General features: G+C 63.9%; 25 protein-coding genes. 21 read left to right on the top strand and 4 right to left on the bottom strand.

Annotation, left to right across the window (positions count from 1 at the left end):
- Nucleotides 1-3 precede the first annotated feature (3 nt).
- From EOA19_RS16665 to EOA19_RS16655, 3 genes are read left to right on the top strand one after another with little or no spacing between them, the layout of a single operon-like run.
- A complete protein-coding gene (locus EOA19_RS16665; protein ID WP_027161066.1) occupies nucleotides 4-258 on the top strand; it encodes a DUF1272 domain-containing protein in 255 nt (84 codons plus the stop codon).
- A 32-nt stretch (nucleotides 259-290) separates the two neighbouring features.
- A complete protein-coding gene (locus EOA19_RS16660) occupies nucleotides 291-878 on the top strand; it encodes a HupE/UreJ family protein (protein WP_128304229.1) in 588 nt (195 codons plus the stop codon).
- A gap of 8 nt (nucleotides 879-886) precedes the next feature.
- Nucleotides 887-1,192, top strand: coding sequence for an urease subunit beta (locus EOA19_RS16655; RefSeq protein WP_128304228.1), 306 nt, complete (start codon nucleotides 887-889; stop codon nucleotides 1,190-1,192).
- Nucleotides 1,193-1,212: 20 nt separating this feature from the next.
- On the opposite strand, the gene EOA19_RS16650 is transcribed toward EOA19_RS16655, so the two are convergent.
- Nucleotides 1,213-1,701 (bottom strand): hypothetical protein, encoded by a 489-nt coding sequence (locus tag EOA19_RS16650; RefSeq protein WP_023810691.1) that lies wholly within the window; start codon nucleotides 1,699-1,701, stop codon nucleotides 1,213-1,215.
- A 129-nt stretch (nucleotides 1,702-1,830) separates the two neighbouring features.
- Nucleotides 1,831-2,214 (bottom strand): hypothetical protein, encoded by a 384-nt coding sequence (locus tag EOA19_RS16645; RefSeq protein ID WP_127289442.1) that lies wholly within the window; start codon nucleotides 2,212-2,214, stop codon nucleotides 1,831-1,833.
- Between the two features lie 179 nt (nucleotides 2,215-2,393).
- On the opposite strand from EOA19_RS16645, the gene ureC reads away from it, so the two are divergent.
- The 8 genes from ureC (at nucleotide 2,394) to EOA19_RS16605 (ending at nucleotide 8,621) form a co-directional block, all read left to right on the top strand.
- Nucleotides 2,394-4,109, top strand: a complete 1,716-nt coding sequence (gene ureC / locus EOA19_RS16640; RefSeq protein ID WP_164892946.1) for an urease subunit alpha — start codon at nucleotides 2,394-2,396, stop codon at nucleotides 4,107-4,109.
- 86 nt (nucleotides 4,110-4,195) lie between these two features.
- Nucleotides 4,196-4,789 carry a hypothetical protein gene (locus EOA19_RS16635; RefSeq protein WP_023810694.1) on the top strand — a complete coding sequence of 198 codons (594 nt, stop codon included), beginning with the start codon at nucleotides 4,196-4,198 and terminating at the stop codon, nucleotides 4,787-4,789.
- Nucleotides 4,790-4,833: 44 nt separating this feature from the next.
- Entirely contained in the window at nucleotides 4,834-5,439 is a 606-nt protein-coding gene (locus EOA19_RS16630; RefSeq protein WP_128304226.1) for a glutathione S-transferase family protein, read from the top strand.
- The gene (gene ureE / locus EOA19_RS16625) at nucleotides 5,436-6,029 is read left to right on the top strand and encodes an urease accessory protein UreE (protein WP_023810696.1); all 594 of its coding nucleotides are present in this window, start codon (nucleotides 5,436-5,438) and stop codon (nucleotides 6,027-6,029) included. The genes EOA19_RS16630 and ureE overlap by 4 nt, the downstream gene beginning before the upstream one ends.
- On the top strand, nucleotides 6,022-6,693 hold the full coding sequence (locus tag EOA19_RS16620; protein WP_023810697.1) for an urease accessory protein UreF: 672 nt from the start codon (nucleotides 6,022-6,024) through the stop codon (nucleotides 6,691-6,693). Before ureE ends, EOA19_RS16620 begins: the two co-directional genes overlap by 8 nt.
- A complete protein-coding gene (locus tag EOA19_RS16615) occupies nucleotides 6,690-7,130 on the top strand; it encodes a DUF3995 domain-containing protein (protein ID WP_128304225.1) in 441 nt (146 codons plus the stop codon). Before EOA19_RS16620 ends, EOA19_RS16615 begins: the two co-directional genes overlap by 4 nt.
- Nucleotides 7,127-7,771, top strand: a complete 645-nt coding sequence (gene ureG / locus EOA19_RS16610) for an urease accessory protein UreG (RefSeq protein WP_013528407.1) — start codon at nucleotides 7,127-7,129, stop codon at nucleotides 7,769-7,771. Before EOA19_RS16615 ends, ureG begins: the two co-directional genes overlap by 4 nt.
- Nucleotides 7,772-7,853: 82 nt before the next feature.
- Complete coding sequence (locus tag EOA19_RS16605) at nucleotides 7,854-8,621, top strand: class II aldolase and adducin N-terminal domain-containing protein (protein ID WP_128304224.1); 768 nt, start codon at nucleotides 7,854-7,856, stop codon at nucleotides 8,619-8,621.
- A gap of 5 nt (nucleotides 8,622-8,626) precedes the next feature.
- On the opposite strand, the gene EOA19_RS16600 is transcribed toward EOA19_RS16605, so the two are convergent.
- Nucleotides 8,627-9,259: an HAD family phosphatase gene (locus tag EOA19_RS16600; protein WP_128304223.1), complete on the bottom strand. Its 633-nt coding sequence runs from the start codon at nucleotides 9,257-9,259 to the stop codon at nucleotides 8,627-8,629.
- A 259-nt stretch (nucleotides 9,260-9,518) separates the two neighbouring features.
- Between EOA19_RS16600 and EOA19_RS16595 the strand changes: the two genes are divergently transcribed.
- Nucleotides 9,519-10,478, top strand: a complete 960-nt coding sequence (locus EOA19_RS16595) for a sugar-binding transcriptional regulator (protein WP_023810701.1) — start codon at nucleotides 9,519-9,521, stop codon at nucleotides 10,476-10,478.
- A gap of 38 nt (nucleotides 10,479-10,516) precedes the next feature.
- Here EOA19_RS16595 and EOA19_RS16590 read toward each other — a convergent pair whose 3' ends face one another.
- On the bottom strand, nucleotides 10,517-10,702 hold the full coding sequence (locus EOA19_RS16590; protein ID WP_023810702.1) for a hypothetical protein: 186 nt from the start codon (nucleotides 10,700-10,702) through the stop codon (nucleotides 10,517-10,519).
- 110 nt (nucleotides 10,703-10,812) lie between these two features.
- Between EOA19_RS16590 and gcvA the strand changes: the two genes are divergently transcribed.
- The 9 genes from gcvA to EOA19_RS16545 all read left to right on the top strand — a co-directional run bounded on the left by gcvA (nucleotide 10,813) and on the right by EOA19_RS16545 (nucleotide 20,833).
- Nucleotides 10,813-11,718, top strand: a complete 906-nt coding sequence (gcvA, locus tag EOA19_RS16585) for a transcriptional regulator GcvA (RefSeq protein ID WP_023810703.1) — start codon at nucleotides 10,813-10,815, stop codon at nucleotides 11,716-11,718.
- Nucleotides 11,719-11,942: 224 nt separating this feature from the next.
- Nucleotides 11,943-13,253 (top strand): sugar ABC transporter substrate-binding protein, encoded by a 1,311-nt coding sequence (locus tag EOA19_RS16580; RefSeq protein ID WP_128304222.1) that lies wholly within the window; start codon nucleotides 11,943-11,945, stop codon nucleotides 13,251-13,253.
- A 123-nt stretch (nucleotides 13,254-13,376) separates the two neighbouring features.
- On the top strand, nucleotides 13,377-14,249 hold the full coding sequence (locus EOA19_RS16575) for a sugar ABC transporter permease (RefSeq protein ID WP_013528414.1): 873 nt from the start codon (nucleotides 13,377-13,379) through the stop codon (nucleotides 14,247-14,249).
- 11 nt (nucleotides 14,250-14,260) lie between these two features.
- A complete protein-coding gene (locus EOA19_RS16570) occupies nucleotides 14,261-15,085 on the top strand; it encodes a carbohydrate ABC transporter permease (RefSeq protein ID WP_128304221.1) in 825 nt (274 codons plus the stop codon).
- 69 nt (nucleotides 15,086-15,154) lie between these two features.
- On the top strand, nucleotides 15,155-16,153 hold the full coding sequence (locus tag EOA19_RS16565) for an ABC transporter ATP-binding protein (protein WP_023810706.1): 999 nt from the start codon (nucleotides 15,155-15,157) through the stop codon (nucleotides 16,151-16,153).
- Nucleotides 16,154-16,155: 2 nt separating this feature from the next.
- On the top strand, nucleotides 16,156-16,926 hold the full coding sequence (locus tag EOA19_RS16560) for an L-iditol 2-dehydrogenase (protein ID WP_128304237.1): 771 nt from the start codon (nucleotides 16,156-16,158) through the stop codon (nucleotides 16,924-16,926).
- Between the two features lie 146 nt (nucleotides 16,927-17,072).
- Nucleotides 17,073-18,551 (top strand): mannitol dehydrogenase family protein, encoded by a 1,479-nt coding sequence (locus EOA19_RS16555; RefSeq protein ID WP_023810707.1) that lies wholly within the window; start codon nucleotides 17,073-17,075, stop codon nucleotides 18,549-18,551.
- A 15-nt stretch (nucleotides 18,552-18,566) separates the two neighbouring features.
- Nucleotides 18,567-19,250, top strand: coding sequence for an HAD family hydrolase (locus tag EOA19_RS16550; RefSeq protein ID WP_023810708.1), 684 nt, complete (start codon nucleotides 18,567-18,569; stop codon nucleotides 19,248-19,250).
- A complete protein-coding gene (locus tag EOA19_RS16545) occupies nucleotides 19,247-20,833 on the top strand; it encodes an FGGY-family carbohydrate kinase (RefSeq protein ID WP_023810709.1) in 1,587 nt (528 codons plus the stop codon). Before EOA19_RS16550 ends, EOA19_RS16545 begins: the two co-directional genes overlap by 4 nt.
- Nucleotides 20,834-20,975 lie beyond the last annotated feature (142 nt).

Raw genomic sequence — 20,975 nt, 5'->3', positions numbered from 1 at the left:
AGGATGCTGGAGCTGCGTCCCAACTGCGAATGCTGCGACAAGGACCTGCCGCCCGAGGCGACGGATGCGCTGATCTGCACCTTCGAGTGCACCTTTTGCGCCGGATGCGTGGAACAGGTGTTGGGCGGCATCTGCCCCAATTGCGGCGGTGGGTTTTCGGCGCGGCCGATCCGCCCGGCAGCGATGCTGAAGAAATACCCGGCGTCGAGTAAACGCGTTCTCAAGGCCGAAGGCTGCGGCCCCCGCAAGGCGGCGTAAACACCAGACCGAGCAAAACGAAAGGCAATAGAATGATCCCTGCCAAACGCCTCTCCCTGTCGGCGATCCTGCTGCTGGCCGCTGCCATGCCGGCCTATGCCCATGTCGGCATCGGCACGGCCTCCTCCTTCACGGCCGGCTTCATGCACCCGCTTTCCGGGCTCGATCACATGACGGTGATGATCGCGGTCGGACTGTGGGCAGCGATCAAGGGCGGCAAGGCGGTTCTTGCCTGGCCGGCGGCCTTTGTCGGTGTCATGCTGGTCGGCGGCGCGCTGGGCATTTTGCATATGCCGCTGCCCTTCGTCGAACCCGGCATACTGGCCTCAATCGTGGCGCTCGGGCTGCTGGTGGCGCTGGCGGTCGATCTGCCGGTCTCGGCCGGCGTCGCCATCATCGGCCTGTTCGCGCTGTTCCACGGCCACGCGCATGGCACCGAGGTGCCGGAGAATGCCGGCGGGCTTGAATACATGGCCGGCTTTGCCATCGCCACGCTGTTGCTGCATGCCACCGGCATCGCCGCCGGTCTCGGTCTCGGCATCCGGTTCCGCGGCTTGGCCCGTACTGCCGGTGCCGCCTGCGCGGCGATCGGCATCGGCCTCGCCTTCGGCATCGTGTGAGGGTGACCATGATCCCCGGTGAGATCATCACGGTGGACGGCGACATCGAGCTCAACAGGGGCCTGCCGACCGTCACCCTGAAAGTCGCCAACAGCGGCGACCGGCCGATCCAGGTCGGCAGCCACTACCATTTCTTCGAGACCAATGAGGGGCTGAAATTCGACCGCGAGCGTGCCAGGGGCATGCGTCTCGACATTGCCGCGGGCACGGCCATGCGTTTCGAGCCGGGCCAGGAGCGCGACGTCACGCTGGTGCCGCTCGGCGGCAAGCGCGAGGTCTACGGATTTCAGCAGAAGGTGATGGGCAAGCTGTGAGATCTCCCGGCGCGCTCAGCTCAGTTCGATGGCTTGGCCGCGGCGTAGATGACGATCTTTCCGGGATTGTCGAATTCGACGGCGAGGACATCCTGCGCCTGCACGCGCCGCGATTCGATGGCGTTGAACAGCAGCGCGTTGGCCTCGATCTCCTTGCGCAGCTCCGTGATGTCGTCTTGATGCTGCTTGACCTTGCTTTCGATCTCCGGCGGCGGGCCGCCTTCGCTGCGCGCGGCGTCGGTGAGGAACACGATGTCGACCTTGTCGAGCTTGGACGTCTTGCGCACCGTACCGATGTTTTCACGCGTGCGGTCGATCGCCGTGTTGACGCTGCGGGCTTCGGCGGTGGCCTTGGCCTCTTCCTGCTTGACCTGCGAGCCGACGATGCGGTTGACGGTCTCCGTGCTTTCCAGCCCTTGCGCTTTCAATCCGGCAACAGACCCTGCCGCCGCCAAGAACGCCGTGGCGGCGACTGCCTGCATTCTGGTCGAGAAAGAAGTGATCGCCATCGCTCGCTCCTGAGAGAAGTCGTTTCGGGGCGCGGGTTAGCGCGAAAAGAACAAAACGAATCCCGCCCGGCGAAGGTTCCTTTCCCGATGCGGCCGGCAGGCCGGATGCCGGCCCGCCGTGCCGTCTCGTCAGCTCGCCTTCTTGGTGATCAGGGTCAGTGCGCCATTGGGTTCCATGCTGGCGGCGACGACTTGCGCCGAACTGAGCCCCTTGGCTTCCAGCGCCGACTTCACCTTGGGCGTGGCGTCGATCGAGCTGCGCAGTTTCTTCAGGCCGTCATCGCCACGCTGGGCGATCACCTGGTTGACCTGCGTCTGGGTGTCCTTCGGCAGCTCGGTGATGTCGACGATGTTGACGCTCTGGATCGTCGGCACCGCAGGCTGAGCCTGGGGCGTGGCTGGAGCAGGCGTTGCCGGCGCCGGAGCGGGCTGTGGCGCGGGTTGCTGCTGGGCACTGGCGGCGCCCGCCAGCATCAGGCTGGCAGCGGCGGCAAGAATTATTGTTTTGCGCATGGATTTTCCTTTCCATCGATTGGCAAACGGTCGGTCTGGGGTGACCCCCTAACCTCAACCGCCAAATGGGATCAGAAGGTGTCGCCCAGCGGGTCATTGCGTGACCATAGGATGGCAGCAAAGTGCAGCCGCGCTTCAATCCCACCGCATTTCGGCAAACCGCATTTCAGGAGCAATCGCTGATGGCCAGAATTACCCGCGCCGCCTATGCGCAGATGTATGGCCCGACGGTCGGCGACAGAGTGCGCCTTGCCGACACCGAACTGTTCATCGAGGTCGAGAAGGATCTCACCATCCATGGCGAAGAGGTGAAATTCGGCGGCGGCAAGGTGATCCGCGACGGCATGGGCCAGAGCCAGGTTTCCAGGGCGCAAGGCGCCGTCGATACCGTGATCACCAACGCGCTGGTGATCGATGCCAGCGCAGGCATCTTCAAGGCCGACATCGGCCTCAGGGACGGGCGCATCACGGCCATCGGCAAGGCCGGCAATCCGGACACGCAGGATGGCGTCACCATCATCATTGGTCCCGGCACCGAGATCATCGCCGGCGAGGGCAAGATCCTGACCGCAGGCGGCTTCGATGCGCATATCCACTTCATCTGCCCGCAGCAGATCGAAGAGGCGCTGATGTCAGGCATCACCACCATGCTCGGCGGCGGCACCGGTCCGGCGCACGGCACGCTGGCCACCACCTGTACGCCGGGGCCATGGCACATGGCCCGCATGATCCAGTCCTTCGATGCCTTCCCGATGAACATCGGCCTGTCGGGCAAGGGCAATGCCTCGCTGCCCGCAGCCCTCGAGGAAATGGTGCTGGGCGGCGCTTGCTCGCTGAAGCTGCACGAGGACTGGGGCACGACGCCGGCGGCGATAGACTGCTGCCTGTCGGTCGCCGACGACTACGACGTGCAGGTGATGATCCACACCGACACGCTGAACGAGTCCGGCTTTGTCGAGAACACCGTCGCTGCCATCAAAGGCCGCACCATCCATGCCTTCCACACAGAAGGCGCCGGCGGCGGCCACGCGCCCGACATCATCAAGGTCTGCGGCCTGCCCAACGTCATCCCGTCCTCGACCAACCCGACGCGGCCCTACACGGTCAACACTCTGGCCGAGCATCTCGACATGCTGATGGTCTGCCATCATCTGTCGCCGTCGATCCCCGAAGACATCGCCTTTGCCGAAAGCCGCATCCGCAAGGAAACCATCGCGGCCGAAGACATTTTGCACGATATCGGTGCCTTCTCGATCATCTCGTCGGACAGTCAGGCCATGGGCCGCGTCGGCGAAGTCGCGATCCGCACCTGGCAGACCGCCGACAAGATGAAGCGCCAGCGCGGCTCGCTGCCGCAGGAGACCGGCAACAACGACAATTTCCGCGTCCGTCGCTACATCGCCAAATACACCATCAACCCGGCCATCGCGCATGGGCTGTCCAGGGATATCGGCTCGATCGCGGTCGGCAAGCGCGCCGACCTGGTGCTGTGGAACCCGGCCTTCTTCGGCGTCAAGCCGGACATGGTGCTGATCGGCGGCATGATCGCCGCCGCCCCGATGGGCGACCCCAACGCCTCGATCCCGACGCCGCAGCCGATGCACTACCGGCCCATGTTCGGCGCCTATGGCAAGGCAAGGACCAACTCGTCGGTGACCTTTGTTTCGAAAGCCGCGCTCGAATCAGGCCTGCACGGCAGGCTTGGCGTCGACAAGCAGTTCGTCGCCGTTGAAAACACCCGCGGCGGCATCGGCAAGCATTCGATGGTGCTCAACGACGCCACGCCTCATGTCGAGGTTGACCCCGAAACCTACGAGGTCCGCGCCGACGGTGAATTGCTCACCTGCGAACCGGCGACGGTGCTGCCGATGGCCCAGAGGTATTTTCTGTTTTGAAGCGGCGATTCGACCGGGCGAGCCTTATCCGTCCTTGGTGGGAGGCAGCAATATGCGGCCGACCACCAGTTGCATTGTGATCGAGCATGGCCACCGAAATCGCTTCCGCCCACGACATCTTCCCGCATATCCGCATCGTCATGGGCATGGTGATCGGGCTTGGCGTCGCCCGCCTGCTGTCGGGGGTGGCGCGGATCGTCCAGCATCCCGGCCAATACAAGCTCTATCCCGTGCATCTGGCCTGGGTCGTCTCGGTGCTCCTGATGCTGGTGCATTTCTGGTGGTGGGAGTTCGGCCTCTACGCCATCGAAACCTGGACCTTCGGCAAGTATCTGTTCATCATCTTCTACGCGATCACGCTGTTCCTGCTGTGCGCGCTTTTGTTTCCCGATTCGATGCTGGACTACACCAGCTACGAGGATTTCTTCTATTCGCGCCGGGCGTGGTTCTTCGGCCTGCTGGCGGCGACCTATATGCTCGACGTGGTCGACACGCTGCTGAAGGGGCCGGAGCATTTCGCCCGCTTCGGCAGCGAGTACCTGTTCCGCACGCCGGTCTTCGTCGCGCTTTGCATCATTGCGATCCTGGTGCGCGACCGCCGCTTCCATATCGCCTTCGTGACGGCGGCGCTCATCTATCAGATATCGTTCATCCTGCGGCTCTTCGACACCATCGTCTGAACGAACGCGATGGTCTAGCTTGTTGGGGAAAGGCAGGGTTCGACATGTACAAGGCCGTTGGATCGCGCGGATCCCGGGTCAGCCGCGTTCTCTGGATGCTCGAGGAGCTCGGGCAGCCTTATGAATTCGTCGAGGTCAGGCTGCGCTCACCGGAAGCCTATGCGCTCAACCCATCGGGCAAGGTGCCGATCCTCATCGATGGCGAACTGACGGTGACGGATTCGGCGGCGATTTGCGTCTATCTCGCCGACAAGCACGCGGACATGGGCATGAGCGCCAACCCAGGCCTAGCCGGTCGCGCCGAAATGGATTCCTGGATGCATTTTGCGCAGAGCGAGCTTGAAGCGCCGCTGTGGAACAAATTGCGCCATCGCTTCCTGCTGCCGAAGGACGTACGCGTCGATGTCGGTCCTGCGGCGGCTTACGATTTTGCCTCGGAGCTGAAGGCGCTGGAGCGGCGGCTGGGCGACAAACCGTTTGCGCTGGGCGCTCGGTTTTCCGCCGTCGACGTGCTGCTCGGCGACATGGGCGGCTGGGCGCGTGCCAGCCGGTTTGAGATCGAGTCCGAACGCGTCAACGCCTATTTCGACCGCGTGCTGGCGCGGCCTGCGCGTGTGCGGGCACAAGCAAATGGAGGATCCATGAAATGAAGCTCAACCTCAACACCGACTTCACCAAATTCCCGCGCGCCGTCTCCGTGCTGTCCGCCGGCAATGCCGGAACCACCCTACCGTCCGGCCGGGCCATTCTCGCCCATGACGAACGCCATCTGCGCCGCCGCGCCATCGAGCTTGCCGACGGCAGCAAGGTGCTGGTCGACCTGCCCGAGCCCGTCGCCTTGAACGATGGCGACCGTCTGGTGCTGGAGGATGGCGGCCATATCGAGATCATCGCGGCGCCGGAAGAGGTCTACGACATCCGCGCCCGCGACGGCGTGCATCTGGCCGAGCTCGCCTGGCACATCGGCAATCGCCATCTCGCGGCGAGCATCGAGGCCGGGCGCATCCTCATCCTGCGCGACCATGTCATCAAGGCGATGCTGGAGGGGCTGGGCGCCACCGTGACCGACGTGTCCGAACCGTTCAAACCGGTGCGCGGTGCCTATTCCGGCCATGATGGGCAAAGCCATGATCACGGCCATGCGCATGCGCACAGCCACGCGGAAGCGCACAGCCATTCTCATGGCGAAGCGCATTCCCATTCGCACAGTCATGCCGGCCATCGCCACGATCATGACTGACCAGCCTTCGAACATCGCCCTGCTGCGGCTGATGGCGTGGCTGTCGCCTGCCTTTCCGGTCGGCGGCTTTTCCTACAGCCATGGTCTCGAGCGCGCGGTGCATGACGGGCTGATTGCCGATGCCGACAGCCTCGCCTGCTGGCTGGAAACGCTGGTCGAGATGGGCTCCGGCTGGAACGATGCCGTGCTGTTCGCCGAGAGTTGGCGCCGCGCGCGCAACGCAGGCGATCTCGATGAAGTAGCGGCACTCGCGGAGGCGCTGGCCGGCTCGCGCGAACGCCACACCGAAACCATGCTGCAGGGTGCGGCCTTCCTCAAAGCGGCGGCGGCCTGGCCAAATCCAGTGCTGGAGCGCTTGCCGGCTGAATGCGCCTATTGCGTCGCCGTCGGCGCCATTGCCGGCGGCAACGGCATCGGGCTTCAGGACGCGCTGTCGGCCTTCCTGCAAACCTTCTTCTCCAACCTCGTGCAGGCAGCGATCCGGCTTGGCATCGTCGGCCAGAGCAAAGCCACAGCTCTGTTGGCCGGCTTCGAGCCACTGGCCCTGGCGACCGCGACCCGCGCCGCGCGCTCGACACTCGACGATCTCGGTGGCTGCGCCTTCGTTTCCGATGTCATGGCGATGAAGCACGAAACCCAGTATTCGCGATTGTTCCGTTCATGATCCTTCTCGCCTTCTCGCTTTCGACCGTTCTACTCCTGATTACCGCGCTGCACGCCTATTGGGGCCTTGGCGGCATCTGGCCGGGCCAGGATGCGGCCTCCTGCGCTCACGCCGTCGTCGGCTTTCGCGGCGTCGATGAGATGCCGACGCCGTTCGCCAGTTTCGCCGTCGCCGCGTGCCTGTGCCTGGCGACGCTGTGGCCGCTTGCGCTCATAGGCGTCTTTGCCTCGCCCTTCCCCCAGGAGGGGCTCGCCGCCACCTCGCTGCTCATCGGTCTGGTGTTCCTGGGACGCGGCATAGCCGGCTTCACGCCGTGGTGGCGGCGGCTGACGCCGGAACAGCCTTTCGCGCGGCTCGATGTCCGCTATTATTCGCCGCTGTGCCTGTTGATCGGGCTCGGCTTTGCCATCCTCGCCATCACGGAGTTTCCGACATGACACAGACAAATGGTCCGCTGCGCGTCGGCATTGGCGGCCCGGTCGGTTCGGGCAAGACGACGCTGACCGAAAAACTGTGCAAGGCGCTGCGCGACGAGTTTTCCATCGCCGTCGTCACCAACGACATCTACACCAAGGAAGACGCCATGATGCTGGCGCGGCTGCAGGCGCTGCCCGAGGACCGCATCATGGGTGTCGAGACCGGCGGCTGCCCGCACACCGCCATCCGCGAGGACGCGTCGATCAATCTGCAGGCGATCGCGCAGATGAACAGGAAATTCCCGGATCTCGACATCGTCTTCATCGAATCCGGCGGCGACAACCTCGCCGCCACCTTCTCGCCCGATCTCGCCGACCTGACGCTCTATGTCATCTCGGTTTGCCAGGGCGAGGAGATCCCGCGCAAGGGCGGGCCGGCAATCACCCGCTCCGATTTCCTGGTGATCAACAAGAGCGACCTTGCTCCTTACGTGAACGTCAACCTCGATGTCATGGAGAGCGACGCCGGCCGCATGCGCGGCAAGCGGCCGTTCGGCTTCACCGACCTGTCGCGCGGCAAGGGGCTGCAGGAGGTGATCGATTTCATCATCGAGCATGGCGGCCTGCGAGCCGGCGCTGCCGCTGCCAGCACGGCGGCGTGAGACAGCTATCCCTGCACCAACCAAAACCGGTTGCGGGGATCGACTGGCCACGGCATTCTTGCCGAAACCGGAGGATTTTTCGATGAGCCTTGCCCGTCTGCAAAAGGAAACGCTGACCAACCTGCCCTACTATGAGGAGCGCGTCGATCTCGCCTGCGCCTTCCGCTGGACGGCGCGGCTCAACATGCACGAGGCTGTGGCCAATCATTTCTCGCTGGCCGTCAATGATGGCGGCACACAGTTCCTGATGAACCCCAACCAGGTGCATTTCTCGCGCATCAAGGCGAGCGACCTTCTGATGATCGATGCCAACGATCCAGAAACGCTCTCCGGCCCCAATGCGCCCGACCCGACGGCGTGGGGGCTGCATGGCGCCATCCATCGCAATGTGCGCCACGCGCGCTGCGTCATGCATGTGCACTCGATCCACGCCACGGTGCTGGCATCGCTCGCTGACTCGACACTGCCGCCGATCGACCAGAATTCGGCGATGTTCTTCAATCGCCACGTCGTGGACGCGCATTATGGCGGGCTGGCCTTCGAGGAGGAGGGCGAGCGCTGCTCGCAGCTTCTCGTCGATCCCAAGGTCAAGGTGATGGTGATGGGCAATCACGGCGTGCTGGTCATCGGCGACACGGTCGCCGATGCCTTCAACCGCATGTTCTATTTCGAGCGCGCCGCCGAGACCTACATCAAGGCGCTGTGGACCGGCCGCCCGCTGCGCACGCTGTCAGATGCGATCGCCGAAAAGGCGGCGAGCGAGATGGACGACTATCCCGGCCAGGCCGAACGCCATCTCAGCGAGTTGAAGGCGATCCTCGACGAGCAGGAACCGGTCTACCGAAACTGATTGCCTTACAGGCCTAGTTCTGCCCGGAGCTGATCGGCGCTGTTGATGACGACGGCGCCGGGCGGGCCCTCCATCGGCTTTTCCGGCCAGAAGATCGTCTTCATGCCCGCCGCCAGTCCCGCCATGGCGCCCGGCCAGCTGTCGTCGATCGCCACGGCGTGCGCGGGGTCGACACCGGCCAGATACGCGGCGCGCAGGAACGGCTCGGCATGCGGCTTGCCTTCGCGCACGTCGTTGCGGCTGATCGTCTTCATGCCGGGGTAGATCAGGCCGACCATGCTCAGATTGGCGTCGACGATCATCCGGTCCGAATTCGAGACCACGGCCTGCTGGATGCCTCTTGCACGCAGCTCGTTGAATATCTCGATCGCGCCGGGGCGCGGCTTCAAGCTCTCCACCAGCGGCAGATAGTGCTCGTATTTGCGCACGATCCAGTCGTCGAAAGGCAGGTCCAGGCCGAACTCGTCGCGCATCATCTCGTAGACCGGCCAGGCGGCAACGCCGAGCACGCGCTCATGCAGATCGTCCGGCGGGACAAGGCCGACATTGCGCATCGCCGCCATCAGGGCTGCTTCATGCAGCGGTTCGCTGTCGACCAGCGTGCCGTCCATGTCCCAGAAAACCGCTTTCGGCATCATGTGAGGCTCCTTTTTGCCATCCCTTAAAGGGTTTGAGCCGGGAGATAAACCTTCGGAGCGCAAGAACCTGCCGCCTGCCGGGACCGCGGCCAAGTCTCTTTGGCGACAGAGACTTCGTGGGGGAAGAAAAACTGGGCCGTGCTTACGTCGATGAACAGCAAGCAATTGCTCCCGAGATTGACAATTGCGCAGTTGGCCGTTCCCTGCGAAAGTGGGGCATGGGCCGCTCTCACAACCGGCGGTCTCGGGAGGCAGGACTTTGAATAGCCGGCAGGATGGTGGCAGCAACAGGCTGGACGATGCGGCGCGCGCCGGCTGGCTTTATTATGTTGCCGGCAACACACAGGACCAGATCGCTTCGACGCTCGGCATTTCGCGGCAGACGGCGCAGCGGCTGGTATCGCTGGCGGTGTCGGAGGGCTTGATCAAGGTTCGCGTCGACCATCCGATCGCCAACTGCCTCGATCTGGCGGCACGGCTGAGATCGCGCTTTGCGCTCGATCTGGTCGAGGTGGTGCCGAGCGACCCCAATTCGTCCTCGACCACGATCGGCATCGCGGAGGCGGCTGCCGCCGAGATCGAGCGGCGGTTGCGGTCTCCGACCCCGATCGTCATGGCGATCGGCACCGGTCGCACGCTAAAGGCGGCGATCGAGCAGCTGCCGCCAATGGAATGCCCGCAACACAAGGTGGTGTCGTTGACCGGCAACATCTCGCCGGACGGCTCGGCCGCCTTCTACAACGTCATCTTCACCATGGCCGACAGGGTCAAGGCGCGCTCCTTCCCGATGCCGCTGCCGGTCATCGCCTCGTCGCCGGAGGAGCGCGAGATGCTGCTCAACCAGCCGATGATCCAGCCGACGCTGGCGCTGGCGGCGGAAGCCGACGTCACCTTCATCGGCATCGGCGATCTCGGCCCCAAGGCGCCGCTCTACGAAGACGGCTTCATTTCGGAGAGCGAATTGAAGGCGCTGCAGAAGGCCGGCGGCATCGCGGAGATCGTCGGCTGGGTGTTCGATAGGGAGGGCCGCATGATCGAGGGCATCACCAACGACCGGGTGTCGTCGGCTTCGCTACCGTCACGCGAGAAATCGCTGGTCATCGCACTGGCCATGGGCGAACGAAAGCTGCCAGGCATCCTAGCGGCCGCGAACCGGCGGCTGATCAACGGCCTCATCACCGATGAACGGACCGCCGCCGCCCTGCTGGCTGGCATCTGACCGGACCCACAACCCGGTTTGCGATAAGGCCAACCGCACTAGCCGTGCCGCCCGAAAGGGTCGTTGCCATCGAGAAACCCGAGATCGCGCTGCAGATGCGGCGACAGGTCCCTGATATCGAGATGCGCCCGTTTTTTGGTCGCGAACCAGCCGAATCCATCCGTCAGCCACGAAAACCAGCGGTGATCCGGTGCGGGAGTGCATTTTTGCTGCGCCATGGTCATGATCGTCAACCTTCGCTATCCTGGACCCGAATGACGGGTTGACTGGGAATGTCGGTCTTGCCGGCGGTCTTTGCCAATCGAACATCGATCATGATCCATAAGGAGGCCTTATGCCGGACCTCGGCTCGCGACAGGTTTCGCCACTCCCGCCGCTGCAGGCGATCCGGGTGTTCGACGCGGTGGCGCGGCATCTTTCCTTCACCAAGGCCGCCGGCGAACTCGCCATGACGCAAGCGGCGGTCAGCTATCAGATCAAGGTGCTGGAGGAGCGTGTCGGCGCGCCGCTGTTCCTACGCCGGCCGCGGCAGATCGTGTTAACCGAGGCCGGGCAGCGCCTGGCACCTGCGGTCAGCGAGGCCTTCGCCATCCTTGGCCAGGCCTATGCCGCGGTGCGTGGCGGGGCCGACGGCTTGCTGTGCGTCACGACGGTGCTGACATTCGCCTCGAACTGGCTCGCGCACCGGCTGGGGTCGTTCCAGATCGCCCATCCGTCGCTGGCGGTGCGGCTCGAAACGTCGAGCCGCCTGACCGACTTTGCCCGCGAGGATACCGATATTGCCATCCGCTCGGGCGGCGGCAAATGGCCGGGCCTGGAAGCGCACAAGCTGCTCGATGCCGACTTCACGCCGATGCTGAGCCCGAAACTCGCGGCGACCATCGGCGGCGTCAGGGAACCGGCCGACCTCTTGCGGCTGCCTATCCTCGATCCCGGCGACATCTGGTGGACGGAATGGTTCTCGGCTGCTGGCGTGCACTCGCACGATCTTGCCAAGCGGCCCGGCAGCAGCATGGGCGCGCAGGCCTATGAGGCCAATGCGGCGATCGCCGGTCATGGCGTCGCGATCCTGACCAGGGCGCTGTTCAAGGCGGAACTCGCGGACGGGCGTCTGATCCAACCTTTCGATCTGGTTGGCGACGACGGCCATGCCTATTGGCTGGTCTATCCCGAGGCGCGCCGCAACGTGCCGAAGATCCGTGCCTTCCGCGACTGGCTGCTGGCCGAGATCGCCTGCTGACCGGCAAGCTTCCGGGCTGCACCTGGTTCTCGCAGATGTATCCGCCGTTGCCTCACTGTATGCGGCCGGGACGATCCGCGCCCTGGCAATTTCGCTCGTCCCGGCCTGCGGTGTCGCCCAAGTGCTGCGCTGCAGCATCGAATCCGGCTTGACATAATTCACGCCAAGTGAGTAATTGCCCAAAGCCAAGGCAAATGCTCATCTTGGTTCAAGGGAGGAATTTGATGAAACTTCGCACGCTCACCCTGGGCTTGTTGACGGCCAGCACGCTTGCGTTCGCCGCACATGCCGAATCCATCACCATCGCCACCGTCAACAATGGCGATATGGTCCGCATGCAAAAGCTGACCGAGGACTTCACCAAGGCGAACCCCGACATCCAGCTCAACTGGGTTACGCTCGAAGAAAACGTGCTGCGCGAGCGCGTCACCACCGACATCGCCACCAAGGGCGGCCAGTACGACGTGATGACCATCGGCACCTATGAGGTTCCGATCTGGGCCAAGCAGAGCTGGCTGCTGCCGCTCGACAAGCTCGGCGACGACTACGACGCCAAGGATATCATCCCGGCCATCGCCGGCGGCCTTTCGGTCGACGGCAAGCTCTATGCCGCGCCCTTCTACGGCGAAAGCTCCTTCGTCATGTACCGCAAGGACCTGATCGAGAAGGCCGGACTGAAGATGCCCGACGCGCCCACCTGGGACTTCATCAGGCAGGCCGCCGACAAGATGACCGATCGCGCCAATGGCGTGAACGGCGTGTGCCTGCGCGGCAAGGCCGGCTGGGGCGAGAACATGGCCTTCCTGACGGCCATGTCCAACTCCTTCGGCGCGCGCTGGTTCGACGAGAACTGGAAGCCGCAGTTCGATCAGCCGGAATGGAAGAACACGCTGCAGTTCTATGTCGACCTGATGAAGGCCGACGGCCCCGAGGGTGCGTCCTCCAACGGCTTCAACGAAAACCTGGCGCTGTTCCAGCAGGGCAAATGCGGCATGTGGATCGACGCCACCGTCGCTGCGTCCTTCGTCTCCGATCCCAAGGCATCGCAGGTCGCTGACAAGGTTGGATATGCGCTGGCACCCGACAATGGCCTGGGCAAGCGCGGCAATTGGCTGTGGGCATGGTCGCTGGCGATCCCCGCCGGCACGCAGAAGGCCGATGCCGCCCAGAAATTCGTCTCCTGGGCGACCAGCAAGCATTATGCGGAACTCGTCGCTTCGAAGGAAGGCTGGGCCAACGTTCCTCCGGGCACGCGCTCCTCGCTCTACGCCAATGCCGAATACCAGAAGGCGGCTCCGTTCGCCAAGATGACGCTGGACTCCATCAACGCCGCCGATCCGACGCATCCGACCGTCAAGCCGGTGCCCTATGTCGGCGTGCAGTTCGTCGCCATCCCTGAGTTCCAGGGTCTTGGCACCACTGTCGGCCAGCTCTTCTCGGCGGCTCTTGCCGGCCAGTCGAGCGTCGACGATGCCCTGAAGCAGGCCCAGGACGCTGCCACCGCGGCAATGACCGAAGGCGGATACATCAAGTAAGGCTCCTCCCGGTGCCGACTGCCGGTCGCCTCCTGACCGGCAACGGCCGCCCGAGTTCCCAGTTCGGGCGGCCGCCTTTAACGCCTTTTGAAAATTCCGTCTGACCAGTGAAGGGTGACCGTCATGGCTACTCAGCAGACCCGTTCGCTTGCCCGTTTCATGATGGCGCCATCCGTGGTGCTGCTGTTCGTCTGGATGATTGTGCCGCTGGTCATCACCATCTGGTTCTCTTTCCAGCAATACAACCCGCTCAATCCGATCCGCGACGGCTTTGTCGGCTTCTCCAATTACGCGCTGTTCTATTCCAACCCGGCCTTCCTGCAGTCGATCCTCAACACGCTAACGTTGGTGGTCAGCGTGCTCCTGATCACGGTGATCGGCGGCATCCTTCTGGCGCTGCTGATCGACCAGCCGATGTGGGGCCAGGGCATCGTGCGCATTCTCGTCATCTCACCGTTCTTCGTCATGCCGCCGGTGGCCGCACTGGTCTGGAAGAACATGATCATGCACCCGCAATACGGGGTGTTCGCCGATATAGCCCGCTTCTTCGGGGCTCAGCCGATCGACTGGTTCGGGCAGCATCCGATGCTGGCGATCATCATCATCGTCGCCTGGCAATGGCTGCCTTTCGCGACGCTCATTCTCTTGACCGCGTTGCAGTCGCTCGACGGTGAGCAGAAGGAAGCCGCCGAGATGGACGGCGCCGGCTTCATCAGCCGCTTCATCTATCTGACGCTGCCGCACATGTCGCGCGCCATCACGGTCGTCATCCTGATCCAGACGATCTTCCTCCTCTCCGTCTATGCCGAGATCCTCGTCACCACCAATGGCGGCCCGGGATACGCCTCCACCAACCTGCCCTTCCTCGTCTACCAGAAGGCGTTGCTGGAGTTCAAAATCGGCCAGGCATCCGCCGGCGGCGTGATCGCCGTCATTCTCGCCAACATCGTTGCCTTCTTTGCCATGCGCGCGGTCGGCAAGAACCTGGACAAGTAAGGGAGGCTACGATGGCACGCTCAGTCACCACCCAGCACAAGACGATTGCGACAATTGCCGCCTGGATCGTCGCCCTGCTGATCTTCTTCCCGATCCTCTACACGATCATCACCTCGTTCAAGTCGGAGCAGGAAGCCATCCAGGGCTTCAGCATCATCCCGTCGGGAACGTTCGAGAGCTATGCCGAGGTTCAGGCGCAAAGCGGCTACTTCAAGTTCTTCTTCAACTCGGTTCTGCTCTCGGTCGGCTCGACCATCCTGGCCCTGCTGGTCGCCATACCGGCGGCATGGTCGATGGCCTTCTCGCCGACCAAGCGGACCAAGGACATCTTAATGTGGATGCTGTCCACCAAGATGATGCCCGCGGTCGCGGTGCTGTTCCCGATCTACTTGATCTTCCGCGATACCGGACTGCTCGACAGCCGCATCGGCCTGATGATCATGCTGATGCTGATCAACCTGCCGATCGTGGTGTGGATGCTCTACACTTACTTCCGCGAAATACCGGGCGAGATCCTGGAAGCGGCGCGCATGGACGGCGCATCGCTGTGGAACGAGATCATCTATGTGCTGACGCCGATGGCGGTGCCGGGCATCGCCTCGACGATGCTGCTCAACATCATCCTGGCCTGGAACGAGGCGTTCTGGACGATCCGGCTGACGACGACGGAAGCCGCACCGCTGACCGCCTTCATCAGCTCGTTCTCCAGCCCGCAAGGCCTGTTCTGGGCCAAGCTTTCGGCCGCCTCGACGCTGGCCATCGCGCCGATCCTGATCATGGGCTGGTTCAGCCAGAAGCAGTTGGTGCGCGGCCTGACATTTGGTGCGGTCAAATAATTGGTGGTGCGGTGAAATAACGGAATTGTTCGAAGCAATCGGCAGAAATAACCCCTCGGGGAGGAAATCATGGGAAACATCACGCTCAAGAACGTCTCCAAATCCTTCGGAGCGACGTCCATCATCCCCGGTCTCGACCTGGTGATCGAGAATGGCGAGTTCGTCGTCTTCGTCGGCCCGTCGGGTTGCGGCAAGTCAACGCTGCTGCGCCTGATCGCCGGGCTCGAGGACACCAGCGGCGGCTCCATCAACATCGACGGCCGCGACGTCACCGGCGAGGCACCGGCCAAGCGCAAGCTGGCCATGGTGTTCCAGTCCTACGCGCTCTATCCGCACATGACGGTGGCCAAGAACATCGGCTTTCCGCTGAAGATGGCCGGTGAGGACAAGGCGACCATCGACAAGAAGGTGGGAGACGCGGCGCGCGTGCTCAACTTGACCAACTATCTCGAACGCCGGCCCGGCCAGCTTTCCGGCGGCCAGCGCCAACGCGTCGCCATCGGCCGCGCCATCGTGCGTCAGCCGACCGCCTTCCTGTTCGACGAACCGCTGTCCAACCTCGATGCGGCACTGCGCGGCACCATGCGGCTGGAGATCAGCGAGTTGCACCATCAGCTCAAGACCACCATGATCTACGTCACCCACGATCAGGTCGAAGCCATGACCATGGCCGACAAGATCGTCGTGCTGAACGCCGGCAACATCGAGCAGGTCGGCTCGCCGATGGAGCTCTACAAGACGCCGAAGAACCTGTTCGTCGCCGGCTTCATCGGCTCGCCGAAGATGAACCTGATAGAAGGCGCGCCGGCTGCCAAAAACGGCGCCAAGACCATCGGCATCCGTCCCGAGCATCTGGAGATCTCGACCACGGCGGGCGAATGGAAAGCCACTGTCGGCGTCGCCGAACATCTCGGCTCCGACACCTTCCTGCACGTCCAGTCCGATGGCGTCGGTCCGCTGACAGTGCGCGCCGACGGCGAACTCGCCGTCCGTCACGGCGACACCATCTATCTGACAGCGGACAAGGCCAAGCTGCACCGCTTCGGCGCCGACGGAAAGGCGATGTGAGCATGAGACTGGCCGGCAAATCCGCGCTGATCACGGGTTCGGCCCGCGGCATCGGCAGAGCCTTCGCCGAAGCCTATGCCGGCGAAGGCGCAACCGTCGCCATCGCCGACATCAATCTCGAGGCGGCGCAGAAGACAGCCGCCGAGATCGGCGGCAAGGCCTATGCGGTCAAGCTCGACGTCACCGACCTCGCCTCGATCGAAGCGGCGGTGAAAGCCGTCGAGACGAAGACCGGTGGCCTGGATATCCTGATCAACAACGCCGCCCTGTTCGACCTGGCGCCGATCGTCGAGATCACCAAGGCAAGCTACGACAAATTGTTTTCCGTCAATGTCGCCGGCACGCTGTTCATGCTGCAGGCTGCCGCCCGCTCGATGATCGCCGCTGGCCGGGGCGGCAGGATCATCAACATGGCGAGCCAGGCCGGACGCCGCGGCGAGGCGCTGGTCGGCGTCTACTGCGCCACCAAGGCCGCCGTCATCTCGCTGACCCAGTCGGCGGGGCTCGACCTCATCAAGCACCGCATCAACGTCAACGCGATTGCCCCTGGCGTGGTCGACGGCGAGCACTGGGATCACGTCGATTCGCTGTTCGCCAAATATGAAAACCGGCCGAGGGGCGAGAAGAAGAAACTGGTCGGCGAGGCGGTGCCCTATGGCCGCATGGGCACGGCGCAGGACCTTACCGGCATGGCGGTTTTTCTCGCCAGCGCCGACGCCGAATACGTCGTCGCCCAGACCTACAATGTCGACGGCGGCCAGTGGATGAGTTGAGGGCGGGGGACGGCCTCTGCTCCTCGTACCTCCGCGAGGAGCAGAGGCCGACATCAGCGGGCGCGTAGCAAGTGCCACCCCTTATCCTCTCCCCGACCGGGAGAGGAGCGTAACGAAGGCCGAAATCCGGCCAAAGGGTAAAACAGATGACCGTGAAACTCTCGTCCTCAAACCTCTCCAAGCTGCCCACTGAGGTCGCCGGTCCGAAGTATGACCGCGCAACATTGAAGGCCGGCATCGTGCATTTCGGCGTTGGCAATTTTCACCGCTCGCATCAGGCCGTCTATCTCGACGATTTGTTCAATGCGGGCATCGGCCATGACTGGGCGCTGATCGGCGCCGGCGTGTTCGACGGTGAAAAGATCGGTCGCGGCAAACTGGAAGAGCAGGATTGGCTGACCACCGTGGTCGAGCAGGACAGCGGCCATATGAGCGCACGCGTCACCGGCGCCATGATCGACTTCCTGATGCCCGGCGATGCGGCCGGCATCATCGAACAGCTGGCCGACCCGGCCATCAAGATCGTTTCGCTGACCATCACCGAAGGCGGCTATTTCATCGACCCGGCCTCCGGCGTGTTCAACCCGACCCATCCCGACATCGTCGCCGATGCGCAGCCCGGCGCGACGCCGAAGACGGTGTTCGGCATCATCCTTGCCGGGCTGGTGCGCCGCCGCGACGAGGGTACCGTGCCGTTCACGGTGATGTCGTGCGACAACATCCCCCACAACGGCCATGTCACCTCGGACGGGGTCATCGGCCTGGCCCGTTTGATCGACGAGGATCTGGCGAACTGGGCCAGCGAGCATGTCGCCTTTCCGAACGGCATGGTCGATCGCATCACGCCGGCGACCACCGATCGCGAACGCGGCATTCTCGCCAAGGATTTTGGCCTTGAGGACAACTGGCCGGTGTTCTGCGAGCCGTTCCGGCAGTGGGTGCTGGAGGACCATTTCACCGGCGGCCGGCCGCCACTGGAAAAGGTCGGCGTGCAGTTCGTCAAAGACGTTGCGCCCTACGAATTGATGAAGATCCGCATCCTCAATGGCGGCCACGCCACCATCGCTTATCCGGCCGGGCTGATGGACATCCATTTCGTCCATGAGGCGATGCAGGAGCCGCTGGTGAGCGGGTTTCTGGCCAAGCTCGAACGGGACGAAATCATCCCGACCGTGCCGCCGGTGCCGGACACGGTCCTGGAAGACTATTACCAGCTCATCGAGAGCCGCTTCTCCAATCCCAAGATCGGCGACACGGTGCGCCGGCTCTGCCTCGACGGCTCCAACCGCCAGCCGAAATTCATCATCCCGACCATCGCCGACCGGCTGAAGGCCGGGAAAAGCGTCGTCGGCCTGGCGCTGGAATCAGCGCTCTGGTGCCGCTATTGCTTCGGTACGACCGACAGCGGTGCCGTCATCGAGCCCAACGATCCGAGCTGGGACCGGCTGCAAGCGACGGCAAAGGCGGCAAAGGATGCTCCCGCCGCCTGGCTCGCCATGGAGGACATCTATGGCGATGTCGGCCGCGCGACGGCGTTTGTCGAGGCCTTTGCCCATGCGCTCAACGTGCTGTGGGCGAATGGCGCGCGCGCGACGCTGACGCGCTACCTCGCCGGCAAGCTCTGAGAGCCATTCTCCATCATGACGCCTGAGCTGGTCATCTTCGACTGTGATGGCGTGCTGGTCGACAGCGAGGCGCTCTCCGTCTCGGCGCTGCTTGGCATGGTCAAACTTGCCGGCGGCAGCGTCAGTGAGGACGCCGCCTACGAGCATTTCCTCGGCAAGAGCATGAAAAGCGTGCGCGAGATCCTCGGCCGCGACTTCGGGCTCGATATCACCGACCTGCACCTGACCGAGATGCGCGTCGAATTGATGCGCAAATTCCGCGAGGAGCTGAAGCCGATCGCCGGCGTCAGGAAGATGCTGCCCAAGCTTGGGCTGCCGTACTGTGTCGCGTCCTCAGGCACGCTCGACCGCATCCGCTACGCGCTCGACGTCACCGGATTGCTTGGGCTGATGGAGCCGCATCTGTTCAGTGCCACCATGGTGGCCAAGGGAAAGCCGGCGCCGGATCTGTTCCTGCATGCCGCCGCCAGCATGCGGGCCCATCCGCGCAAATGCCTCGTCATCGAGGACAGCCCGGCCGGCATCGCTGCTGCGCGGGCGGCAGGGATGCGCGTGCTCGCCTTCACCGGCGGATCGCATGCCGGCAATCCCGCCTTGAAAGCGCGGCTTGCGTCGAGTGAACCGGACTTTATATTCGCTGACATGCTGCAATTGCCCGATCTGATTGCAGGCTTGGGAGCGAGAGACAGAGCATCTTGACGAAACAGTTCGTTTGCGCGGTCGATGTCGGCACCGGGAGCGCTCGCGCGGGCATTCTCGACACCAGTGGCACCTTGCTCGGCCGCGCCGAGCGGCCGATCGCCATGAACCAGCCGAAGCCCGATCACGCCGAGCATGATTCGCGCGATATCTGGTCGGCCGTCTGCACCGCCGTGCGCGCTGCCCGCGAAAAAGCCGGTGTCGAGCCTGAGGACATTGTCGGCATCTCCTTCGATGCCACCTGTTCGCTGGTGGTGCGCGACCGGCAAGGCAGCCAGCTCAGTGTCTCGGTCACGGGCGACAAGCGCTGGGACACCGTCGTCTGGCTCGACCACCGCGCCATCGCCGAGGCCGACGAATGCACGGCAAGCGGCCACGCCGTGCTGAATTACATCGGCGGCGTCATGTCGCCGGAAATGGCGACGCCGAAACTGATGTGGCTGAAGCGCAATTTGCCGGACACGTGGAATGAAGCCGGCTATTTATTCGACCTGACCGATTTCCTGACCTGGCAAGCGACGGGTTCGCTGGCCCGCTCGCAATGCACGCTGACCGCCAAATGGACCTATCTGGCGCATGAGGAGACAGGCTGGCGGCGCGACTTCTTCGAGCTCGTCGGCCTCGGCGATCTTTTCGAGCACGGCAGCCTGCCGGAAAAGGCCAGTCCCGTCGGCGCCGATATCGGTCGATTGACGGCGCAAGCGGCGGCCGAGCTTGGGCTGAGCGAGAAATGCCGGGTGGGCTCCGGCGTCATCGATGCCTATGCCGGCGCGCTTGGCGTGCTCGGCGGCTTTGCCGGCGACGAACAGGACATCGGCCGGCATTTGGCGCTGATCGCCGGCACGTCGAGCTGCGTCATGGCGATGTCACCGGATCCGCAGCCTTTCGCCGGCGTCTGGGGGCCGTATTACGGCGCGGCGCTGCCCAGGCTGTGGCTGTCGGAAGGCGGCCAGTCGGCGACCGGCGCCCTGCTCGACCACATCATCCGCTGGCACGGCGCCGGCGGCGAGCCGGATGCCGCCATGCATGCGAAGATCGCCAGGCGTGTCGCCGAGCTGCGCGCCATCGAGGGCGACAGCCTCGCCGCAAGGCTGCATGTGCTGCCCGACTTTCATGGCAACCGCTCACCGCTCGCCGATCCGCATGCCGTCGGCGTCGTCAGCGGGCTGACGCTGGATTCCTCCTTCGACAGCCTGTGCAAGCTCTATTGGCGCACCGCCGTCGGCATCGCGCTCGGCGTGCGCCACGTGCTGGAGGCACTGAACGAGAACGGCTATCTGATCGACACGCTGCACGTCACCGGCGGCCACACCAAGAACCCGCTGCTGATGGAACTCTACGCCGACGCCACCGGCTGCACGGTGATCGAGCCGCTGGCCGACGAGGCGGTGCTGCTCGGTACCGGCATGATCGCCGCCACCGCTGCCGGGCTGTTTCCCGACCTCAACGCCGCCTGTCTTGCCATGCAGCAAGGCGGCAGGACGCGCCCGTCGAACCCGAAATCATCAGGGCGTTTCGAGCGCGACTACAAGGTTTTCCTCGAGATGCACCGCCAGCGCCGGATGCTGGACGCGATCCGCTAGAGCATCGGGCCGGTCGCTGGCTCAATCCGTTCCCGTCCCTCCTCTCTTGCCTTCATGTCGCGTTTCGTCCAGAAGCTGACGCAAACGCGGCGAAACCGAAGGTTTTGCCGTTTGACATGCGGCTTCCGGCTCTGGCCGACGT

It is taken from the genome of Mesorhizobium sp. M7A.F.Ca.US.010.02.1.1, from assembly GCF_004023085.1.
In the GTDB taxonomy this organism is placed as follows: domain Bacteria; phylum Pseudomonadota; class Alphaproteobacteria; order Rhizobiales; family Rhizobiaceae; genus Mesorhizobium.
This window is presented reverse-complemented; position numbering and strand designations above follow the sequence as displayed.

Excerpts from the sequence above, each read along its gene's own strand:
- EOA19_RS16665 (WP_027161066.1), top strand. The coding sequence starts at position 4 with ATGCTGGAGCTGCGTCCCAACTGCGAATGCTGCGACAAGGACCTGCCG.
- EOA19_RS16660 (WP_128304229.1), top strand. The coding sequence starts at position 291 with ATGATCCCTGCCAAACGCCTCTCCCTGTCGGCGATCCTGCTGCTGGCC.
- EOA19_RS16655 (WP_128304228.1), top strand. The coding sequence starts at position 887 with ATGATCCCCGGTGAGATCATCACGGTGGACGGCGACATCGAGCTCAAC.
- EOA19_RS16650 (WP_023810691.1), bottom strand. The coding sequence starts at position 1,701 with ATGGCGATCACTTCTTTCTCGACCAGAATGCAGGCAGTCGCCGCCACG.
- EOA19_RS16645 (WP_127289442.1), bottom strand. The coding sequence starts at position 2,214 with ATGCGCAAAACAATAATTCTTGCCGCCGCTGCCAGCCTGATGCTGGCG.
- EOA19_RS16635 (WP_023810694.1), top strand. The coding sequence starts at position 4,196 with ATGGCCACCGAAATCGCTTCCGCCCACGACATCTTCCCGCATATCCGC.
- EOA19_RS16630 (WP_128304226.1), top strand. The coding sequence starts at position 4,834 with ATGTACAAGGCCGTTGGATCGCGCGGATCCCGGGTCAGCCGCGTTCTC.
- ureE (WP_023810696.1), top strand. The coding sequence starts at position 5,436 with ATGAAGCTCAACCTCAACACCGACTTCACCAAATTCCCGCGCGCCGTC.
- EOA19_RS16620 (WP_023810697.1), top strand. The coding sequence starts at position 6,022 with ATGACTGACCAGCCTTCGAACATCGCCCTGCTGCGGCTGATGGCGTGG.
- EOA19_RS16615 (WP_128304225.1), top strand. The coding sequence starts at position 6,690 with ATGATCCTTCTCGCCTTCTCGCTTTCGACCGTTCTACTCCTGATTACC.
- ureG (WP_013528407.1), top strand. The coding sequence starts at position 7,127 with ATGACACAGACAAATGGTCCGCTGCGCGTCGGCATTGGCGGCCCGGTC.
- EOA19_RS16605 (WP_128304224.1), top strand. The coding sequence starts at position 7,854 with ATGAGCCTTGCCCGTCTGCAAAAGGAAACGCTGACCAACCTGCCCTAC.
- EOA19_RS16600 (WP_128304223.1), bottom strand. The coding sequence starts at position 9,259 with ATGATGCCGAAAGCGGTTTTCTGGGACATGGACGGCACGCTGGTCGAC.
- EOA19_RS16590 (WP_023810702.1), bottom strand. The coding sequence starts at position 10,702 with ATGACCATGGCGCAGCAAAAATGCACTCCCGCACCGGATCACCGCTGG.
- gcvA (WP_023810703.1), top strand. The coding sequence starts at position 10,813 with ATGCCGGACCTCGGCTCGCGACAGGTTTCGCCACTCCCGCCGCTGCAG.
- EOA19_RS16580 (WP_128304222.1), top strand. The coding sequence starts at position 11,943 with ATGAAACTTCGCACGCTCACCCTGGGCTTGTTGACGGCCAGCACGCTT.
- EOA19_RS16575 (WP_013528414.1), top strand. The coding sequence starts at position 13,377 with ATGGCTACTCAGCAGACCCGTTCGCTTGCCCGTTTCATGATGGCGCCA.
- EOA19_RS16570 (WP_128304221.1), top strand. The coding sequence starts at position 14,261 with ATGGCACGCTCAGTCACCACCCAGCACAAGACGATTGCGACAATTGCC.
- EOA19_RS16565 (WP_023810706.1), top strand. The coding sequence starts at position 15,155 with ATGGGAAACATCACGCTCAAGAACGTCTCCAAATCCTTCGGAGCGACG.
- EOA19_RS16560 (WP_128304237.1), top strand. The coding sequence starts at position 16,156 with ATGAGACTGGCCGGCAAATCCGCGCTGATCACGGGTTCGGCCCGCGGC.
- EOA19_RS16555 (WP_023810707.1), top strand. The coding sequence starts at position 17,073 with ATGACCGTGAAACTCTCGTCCTCAAACCTCTCCAAGCTGCCCACTGAG.
- EOA19_RS16550 (WP_023810708.1), top strand. The coding sequence starts at position 18,567 with ATGACGCCTGAGCTGGTCATCTTCGACTGTGATGGCGTGCTGGTCGAC.